We start from the raw sequence: 8,161 nt of genomic DNA on the forward strand, positions 1-8,161 counted from the left end.
ACCCCACACAGAATATCGTGTGGGTTACGCCGGAAGGTGGCGGCGGTCCTAACTATTCAAATATGTGATTCGAAACGCGGGGGCGTCGAAACGATGCTTGCGTGCACCATCTAAATTAGGGAATGCAACGTGCAAAGAGAAGTCGTTATTGTGAGCAGCGTGCGCACCGCCATTGGGAAGTTCGGCGGAAGCCTGAAAGACGTGCCACCAACGGAGCTTGCAGCCCTTGTAGTGCGAGAGGTACTGGCTCGGGCCAAGGTTGCTGGCGATCAGGTGGGGCATGTGGTATTCGGCAATGTGATTGCGACTGAACCCAAAGACATGTACATGGCACGTGTGGCCGCCATCAACGGCGGTGTCTCCGAGGCAGCGCCGGCACTGACCGTGAACCGCCTGTGCGGGTCCGGATTGCAAGCCATTATTTCGGCCGCGCAAGCAATTCTGCTGGGCGACGCCGACGTTGCCATAGGAGGCGGTGCAGAAAGCATGAGCCGTGCGCCATATATCGCCCCCGACACACGCTTTGGCGCACGGATGGGAGACGCACGTCTGGTCGACATGATGCTAGGCGCGCTAAACGATCCCTTCCATACTGTTCCGATGGGGATCACGGCAGAAAACGTTGCCCAGAAATATGGCATCACGCGCGAGCAGCAGGACGCATTGGCTGTGGAATCGCACCGCCGTGCAGCGCACGCGATCGCCGAAGGGCGTTTCAAGGAGCAGATTGTTCCTGTGACGCGTCGGGTCAAGGGGAAACAAGTCTCCTTCGACACGGATGAACATGTGCGATCGGATCTGACGCTTGACGACCTTTCCGATCTGCGGCCGGCCTTCCAGGCGCCAGGCACCGTGACTGCAGGCAATGCATCCGGTATCAATGACGCTGCCGCCGCAGTCCTGTTGATGGAGCGCGGTGCTGCTGAACAACGCGGGATCAAACCCCTGGCCCGCCTCGTGTCCTACGCTCATGCAGGCGTGGACCCGCTCTACATGGGCATGGGTCCTGTGCCCGCCACGCGCATCGCGCTGGAACGCGCGGGCCTCAATATTGCCGACATCGACGTGATCGAGGCAAACGAAGCATTCGCGGCACAAGCCTGCGCCGTCGCACAAGAACTCCAGCTCGACGCTGAAAAGGTGAATCCCAACGGGTCCGGTATTTCACTGGGACATCCGATCGGCGCAACGGGCGCGTTGATCACCGTCAAGGCGCTCCATGAACTGAAACGCGTGAACGGTCGCTTCGCGCTGGTGACCATGTGCATAGGCGGCGGGCAGGGTATCGCGGCTATTTTCGAAAATCTTCAATAGCCACCATGAGCGGCTTGACGGCAAGAGATCGAACATGAAAATCGAAAAGATCGACGTCGTCAACCGACTATCAGATGGAACTCACCCTCAAGATCGGTCCTCCGCGAGCCCCCCGGCACATGCTTACCCGCACGCGCCTAAGCTCCGGCGGCGAGCGTTTTCGGGACCGGCCAGTGACGATCGTGCAGGCACCCCCAGGCTTCGGCAAGACTGCGCTTCTAGTTCAATGGCGCCACGAGCAACTGATGCGTGGCGTCGTGGTGGCGTGGCTCTCGCTTGACGGGCGCGACGACCCAAGGCGCCTGTTCGCGGCCCTGATACTTGCTGTCCGCACGGGTTCTGGGCGGACAGCATTTGGGAAACACCTGCTCGAGGGGGGCGCCGCGCCCGATGCGCCGATCGAAGCGATCACGGCGTGGCTGGCCGAGGTCGCCCGCACCGCACTCGATATCGTGCTGATTCTTGATGAAGTGGAGCGGCTTCCGCAGGCGAGCCACGAAGCGCTGATTTACCTGCTCGAGAACCTACCTGCCAATCTGCGCATCGTACTTGCGTCGCGAAGCGGATACGACAAGGTTATCGCGCGTTTGATCCCCTATGGCGTGTGCACGGCGGTCGACGCAGCAACGCTTCGCTTTCGCCTCGACGAAACCATCTCGCTGATCGGGATCCGGTTTGGCGCCGATGTCGATGCGGATACGAGCGCAAGGTTTCACGACATTACCGAAGGCTGGCCACTCGGCCTGCAGCTCGCGCTCGACGCGATCGCGGAAACACACGATCAGGTTGGGGGCATGAACGCTTTCGCAAACAGCACCGGTGGCATCCAGAACCAGTTCGTGAGCGCACTTTTTGAGCGTCTCGACAGCGACGATATCCATTTCCTCACGCTCGTCTCGATCGTCGACCTGTTGCAGGGTGACCTCTGCTCTGCGCTTTCCGGATTCCCCGATGCAAGGAAACGGCTACTACGCCTCGCCGGCGAGACCCCGCTCCTTTGCAACGCGCAAAATCGCAGAGGCTGGTACCGGCTGCACGCCATGGCGCGCGAGATGCTGCGCGAGCGCGCCGCTGATCTGCCCCACGCCGAGCTGACTTGTCTGCATAGGCGTGCCATGCAGTGGCTGGACGACAATGGCATGACCGAGGCGGCAGCGCGGCACGCACTGGCGTGCGGCGAGGAGGAAGCAGCCTATAGGCTCGCGCAACGCAGCTTGCATGAAGCAGTAACCCAGGGCCGCCTTGTTGACGGGGCCGAGTGGCTCAAATGGCTGCCTGAACCGGTGCTGGACCGGCATCCGCAGTTGCGCCTCGCCATCGCATGGGCACTTGCCATGAGCGAGCGGCACCAGGATGCCGAGGCGCAGGCTCAAGCCATTTTGCTCAGCACGCAGCCAGACGAGGCGACCCACTATGAGATCGATCTGATCCTGAGTACTGCCGCCTATTTCGCCGACGAGCCTGACCGCGCAGGACGTCTGATGGACAAGTGGGGTAACACTTCCCCTATAGGCAACTCGTGGCTGCAAAATGTGCACGCAAACCGGCTTGCGGCGCGGGCGCTAATGAACGGCGATTACGCCACCTCCCGCCGATTGCAGCGGCGCACACCGCACGCCAAAACCACTGCAGCCTGTCAATACGTGAGCCGATGGCGTGACTACACGACTGGGCTCGGGTATCTGTTCGAGGGGCAAATGTTGCTGGCCGAGCGCACCTTGCGCCCGGCGCTCGAACGTGCCGACAACGACCTTGGCCGGCGGCACCCGTTTTCCTGCATGATTGCAGCGATTCTCGCCGCGACCCGATTCAAACGAGGCGACTTCGAGGAAGCGACGTCCCTGCTGGCAAACCGCCTGGACGTACTCGAACGTGGAGGAACACCCGACGCCGTGATCCTGGGATATTGCACTGCGGCGCGCGTCGCAGCCGCAGCGGGCAAGGAGCACAGCGCCGTCGACCTGCTTGGAATGCTGGATTCCCTTGGCGTCGCGCGCAACATGCCGAGGATGCGCGTGGCAAGCTTGACTGAGCAGATCCGGTTGCACAGTGGCCGCATGCGTTCCTCGACATGCCAGACGCTTGTCGAGCAGCTCGACCGAATCGTCGCGGGATACTCGGCGTCAGATGCCACCATCACGCATCGCAACTTGGTCTTGCATCAGAAAATTAGCCATGCCTACGCGGCTATTGCCGCTCAGGATTGGTGCGCAGCCGAGCATGCGCTCACTCGCGCGCAGGCGCTCGCCGAGGAGATGAGGCTCGGTGCGGCGCGCATCGATATCATGGCGCTGCGCGCCTTTGTTCTAGATCGCACCGGGCAATCGGCTACCGGGCTTCTGCGTGAAGCCGTGTGTCTTGGGATGGCGTGCGGGATGAAGCTCATGCCCGCCGACCTGCATCCCGCCGTTGCCCTGTGGATGGACGCAGCCGGCGACGCCGCGCCCCTTGCCTCGTCTTCCGAACTGCAATTGCTGACTATGGCTACTGCACCGGCGCCAGAGCCTCATGGTGGCCTGCGCGCGACCCCGAGCATGGCCCTGACACCGAAGGAACGTCGCGTGCTGGAGTTAGTCACCCGCTACCTGACCAATAAGGAAATCGCATTCGCCATGGGGATTGGCCAGGAGACAGTGAAGTGGCATCTGAAGAACCTGTTCCTCAAGCTCGACGCAACGTCACGCAAGCAGATTGTTCGGCGTGCTCAACTCATGGGCCTGCTGCAGGAAGCCGCCTGAGTAGCACATAAGGCGCCTGGGCGACGGTTTGCTCCGGCCGCGCCTTCCGAAACCTATGTCGCGATGCGCGAGCCTATTGGTTCGGCCTCGTCGCGCCCTGAAGTTTCATGCGGGACCACCACCCTCTCGCCGTGTGGTTTGTCACACAGGTACAACACTCGGTCGGGGCGTACGGCCTCAGCGGCACGGGCCCAGGGTCTCCGAACCCGCTACGCACCTTGCTATAACGGGTCGACCGGCGTTTGTGCCATAGCGGTATTCCTGAAAACCCGCCCCCCTTCCGTGAGGGGGGGCGCCTGGTGCACGAGTACGTATGCTCTCGACCCAGATGCAACACGGCCTTCATGACACTGCGCCGTGGTGCCTCTCATTAGAACAACGTTGCACAGGAGACCGCATGAAGTTGAGAATCACCGGGCTTGTAGCATTTTCGGCATTTGCCAGTGCTGCACACGCCCAATCATCCATTACGCTGTACGGCACGATCGACTCGGGCCTGCTCTGGCAGAACACCTCAGCCTCGGGACCAGCACCCTTCCTCCCGAACGCCAAACTTAACCCGAACACCGGATCCGTGTTCCGGCTCAAGGATGGCGGCATCTACTCCAGCCTCTACGGGCTGAAAGGTACGGAAGACATCGGCGACGGCTACAAGGTCAACTTCAAGCTCCAGGGGTCGTTCGATAGTAGCACCGGCAAGTTCCAGCTGAGCGATACGGCGGGAGCACCCGCAATGTTCAATCAGATCGCACAGGTCGGCGTATCGGGGCCTTTCGGCCGACTGGACGCGGGTCGGCAAATCGCACCGATGACCTATGCGCTTGCGGACACGGACGTGCGCAATGCGCAGTTCTTCGGTAGCGTCCTGACTGCATGGCTCACGATGAACACACTGGGAGGGTGGCCTGGCAACAGTACGAACGGCATCATTGGCGCGCTGTATGACAGCAATGCGCTGGTCTACAATTCGCCGTCGTTCTATGGTGTATCGACCGCGCTGGAGTATGCACCGGGCGGCGTGGCTGGCCAGTTCCAGGGCGGCACGCGTGAGTCGGCCGTGCTCAAGTATTCGAACTACGGTCTGAATGTCGCGGCCGTCTACTACAACGGACACGACGCCAGTCCCTATACCTATGCAGCGCCCACCACGGCGGCCCCGGCAACCGGCCTGAATAACAACCGCTTCGTCTACCTGGGCGCGAAGTACACGTGGCACGGCCTGTCCGTCTCCGGTTCCTTCAGCAACGGTCGCAATCCAGCCAACGAGAACGGTAACCCCAAGATTTTCGCCGTATCGGGGGATTTCAACATGTTGACAGGCGGCATTGGATATCGAATCTCACCGGCGCTCGATATCACGTCCGGTGTCTATTACGTGAAGGACGAAAAGCATTCGCAAAACCAGTCGACCGAGTATGTGCTGGGCGCCGACTACAGCGTGTCCAAGAGCACCTTGTTTTACGCCGAGTTCGGCTACGTGTCCAATCGTGGCGCGATGAACCAGGAGATCGTCTACGGTCAGCCTACCGCGGTCGGCTTGAACACCGCTGGCGCAATGCTCGGCATTCGCCACTCCTTCTAATGCCACCCCCGCGCGGCGCGCAACGTTGCCGTCGCGGGGCTGGTCAGCCAGCCGGCATCCATGGCCGCCCGCATGCGCGAGGCGGCATTTTTGTGTCCTCTCCACACGTAAATCGCCGTGAACAAACTCCGCATCAAGACCCGATTGACCACACTGGTTGCCGCTCTGCTCGCACTCGTGTTGCTGACTTCTGTCATGGGCACCATTCGCCTTCAGCAAGCCAATGCCGCGATCGAGACTATTTACAACGATCGAGTAGTTTGTCTTGGTCAACTCAAAGCGATTGCGGATGATTACTCTGCAAGCGTCATTGGCACAGCATACAAAGCGCGCGATGGCGCGATATCTCCGCCACAAGCAATCCGCGTGATCATCGCCGCACGAGCCCGTATCGCGAAGCATTGGCAAGACCACGCAGGTACTCCTCTCGTTGCCCAGGAGAAAGCGTTGGTAACCCAGGCCGAGCCGTTGATGATGCAAGCCGATGTCTCCATTGACCACCTGCTCAAGCTGCTGGAAACTCAGGACACGGAACATTTGCGAGAATATGTGACCAGTCAGATGCACCCGGCGATGGAGCCGCTGCTTGCGGTACTCGGTCAACTTGCAAATCTGCAGATCGATGAGGCGCAGCACGAATACGCCGCCGCGCATCACATGTACCGGCGGTTCGTCGCCGTGAACGCGGTACTGACAGGACTGACACTCTGTGCCGCCGCGCTGACTTGCTGGTTGCTGATACGCTCGATTACAAACCCGCTATCGGAAGCGGTCAGGGTTGCGCAGACCGTGGCATCCGGCGACCTGACATCGACAATCTCCGTGACCGGACGCGACGAAACAAGCGATTTGCTAAGGGCTCTTAAACATATGAACGATCGTCTGGTTGATATCGTGGGTGGAGTGCGCTCAAGCAGTGAGGCTATCGGGTCCGCTACGAAGCAGATTGCGGCGGGCAACATTGACCTGTCCTCTCGCACAGAGCAGCAGGCAGCTTCACTCGAAGAGACAGCCGCCAGCATGGAGCAGTTGACAAGCACCGTCCGGCACAATGCCGCCAATGCACGTCATGCAAGTGCTTTGGCCGGCAGCGCATCTGACATCGCAGCCCGCGGTAACGAGGTAGTGAAGCGCGTGGTAGGAACGATGGACGCGATCAGCGAGAGTTCGGGGCGGATCGCCGACATCATTGGAATGATTGAGGGCATCGCCTTCCAGACCAACATCCTCGCGCTCAACGCGGCAGTTGAAGCGGCACGCGCAGGTGAACAGGGACGGGGTTTCGCCGTCGTCGCGCAGGAAGTTCGCGCGCTCGCTCAGCGCTCGTCCAGCTCTGCCAAGGAAATCAAGGACTTGATCAGCACGTCGGCTGGCCGCGTGGCAGCGGGCACTGAGCTTGCGAGTCAAGCCGGGCAGACGATGCAGGAAATTATTCACGCCGTGTCTCTCGTGACGGGCATCATGAGCGAGATCGCAGTCGCATCGGACGAGCAGAGCAAGGGCATCGATCAGGTTGGACAGGCCGTCACGCAGATGGACGAAGTCACGCAGCAGAACGCCGCGCTCGTCGAAGAGGCCGCCGCAGCAGCACAATCATTGCAGGATCAGGCGTTCAAGCTCAATGCGGCCGTAGCGGTCTTCAGCGTGGTGTGAGGACAAGTCGGCAGAGGTCGACGGGGCCGACCCAGTAGTCGGCCCCCGGCGCGCTTGCGTTTCGACTACAGCAGTCTACATACCGCCAAATGGCTTTTCCACGGCCAACTTGTTGGTGACCGAAGTGACTCCGGGAACGCCCCTCGCGATTTCCGCGACCTTGCCCACCTGGGACGCGTCCGTGACTGTCCCATTCAGTGTCACTGCGCCGTCTTTTGCGATGACGCTAATATTTCCGGCACTGATGTCCTTCTGCTTCGCGATGGCGCTATAAACCTGCCGGCGCAAGGCACGATTCGCCTTTCTTCCCGTGACGGGTGCCGCTGAACCCGACGACGCCGTTGCGGTTGCACTGGCCGGTTCGCTGGGCTGGGACCATGCGGTCATGGACGCAGCAACGGCTAGGACTCCGACAGCCATCTTGAATGCCTGAATGCTCTTCATTGAATGCTCCGGTTGTTGCTCTTCATTAAATGCTCCGGTTGTGTATAGCGGAATCAAAAGGTATGGCGGATGCCGATCATTACTGCAGTGGTTGACACGCCCGGCGCAACCGGGTTTCCGTAGATGATCGTCTGGTTCATGGTCCCCTTGTTGTCCACATACCCGACCTGCGCGTACGTCTTGGTACTCTTGGACAGGCTGTATTCGGCACCCAACGCGACTTCGCTCGAGTGATTCGCTGAGTTGTTCCGGTCCTTCAGGTAGTAGTAGCCGGAAGTGATCTTGAAGCTCGGGTTGAACTGGTAGCCGAGGCCACCCGAGGCCATTTCGAAGTCCGCGGTGTTGCTTTTCGCCGGGTTCTTGCCGATGGCGTACGAGCCGGATATCGAAAAACCGCCGATCGTATAAAGGCCCCCCAGATAGTAAAAGC

7 protein-coding genes are annotated in these 8,161 nt (G+C 60.5%); 5 read left to right on the plus strand and 2 right to left on the minus strand.

Annotated features, from left to right (window positions below):
• The 5 genes from WCA53_RS02995 to WCA53_RS03015 form a co-directional block, all read left to right on the plus strand.
• Positions 1-68 (plus strand): 4Fe-4S dicluster domain-containing protein (locus WCA53_RS02995; RefSeq protein ID WP_423905317.1); only part of this gene is annotated, 68 nt, incomplete at its 5' end.
• 61 nt (positions 69-129) lie between these two features.
• Complete coding sequence (gene bktB / locus WCA53_RS03000) at positions 130-1,314, plus strand: beta-ketothiolase BktB (protein ID WP_423905304.1); 1,185 nt, start codon at positions 130-132, stop codon at positions 1,312-1,314.
• Between the two features lie 74 nt (positions 1,315-1,388).
• The gene (locus WCA53_RS03005; protein WP_423905306.1) at positions 1,389-4,052 is read left to right on the plus strand and encodes a LuxR C-terminal-related transcriptional regulator; all 2,664 of its coding nucleotides are present in this window, start codon (positions 1,389-1,391) and stop codon (positions 4,050-4,052) included.
• A 397-nt stretch (positions 4,053-4,449) separates the two neighbouring features.
• Positions 4,450-5,634 carry a porin gene (locus tag WCA53_RS03010; RefSeq protein WP_423905308.1) on the plus strand — a complete coding sequence of 395 codons (1,185 nt, stop codon included), beginning with the start codon at positions 4,450-4,452 and terminating at the stop codon, positions 5,632-5,634.
• A 117-nt stretch (positions 5,635-5,751) separates the two neighbouring features.
• Positions 5,752-7,287 carry a methyl-accepting chemotaxis protein gene (locus tag WCA53_RS03015; protein ID WP_423905310.1) on the plus strand — a complete coding sequence of 512 codons (1,536 nt, stop codon included), beginning with the start codon at positions 5,752-5,754 and terminating at the stop codon, positions 7,285-7,287.
• A gap of 75 nt (positions 7,288-7,362) precedes the next feature.
• Here WCA53_RS03015 and WCA53_RS03020 read toward each other — a convergent pair whose 3' ends face one another.
• Positions 7,363-7,731, minus strand: a complete 369-nt coding sequence (locus tag WCA53_RS03020) for a BON domain-containing protein (RefSeq protein ID WP_423905312.1) — start codon at positions 7,729-7,731, stop codon at positions 7,363-7,365.
• 53 nt (positions 7,732-7,784) lie between these two features.
• The coding region (locus WCA53_RS03025) for a porin (protein ID WP_423905315.1) at positions 7,785-8,161 on the minus strand (377 nt) is incomplete at its 5' end.

It is taken from the genome of Caballeronia sp. (assembly GCF_049581465.1).
In the GTDB taxonomy this organism is placed as follows: domain Bacteria; phylum Pseudomonadota; class Gammaproteobacteria; order Burkholderiales; family Burkholderiaceae; genus Caballeronia.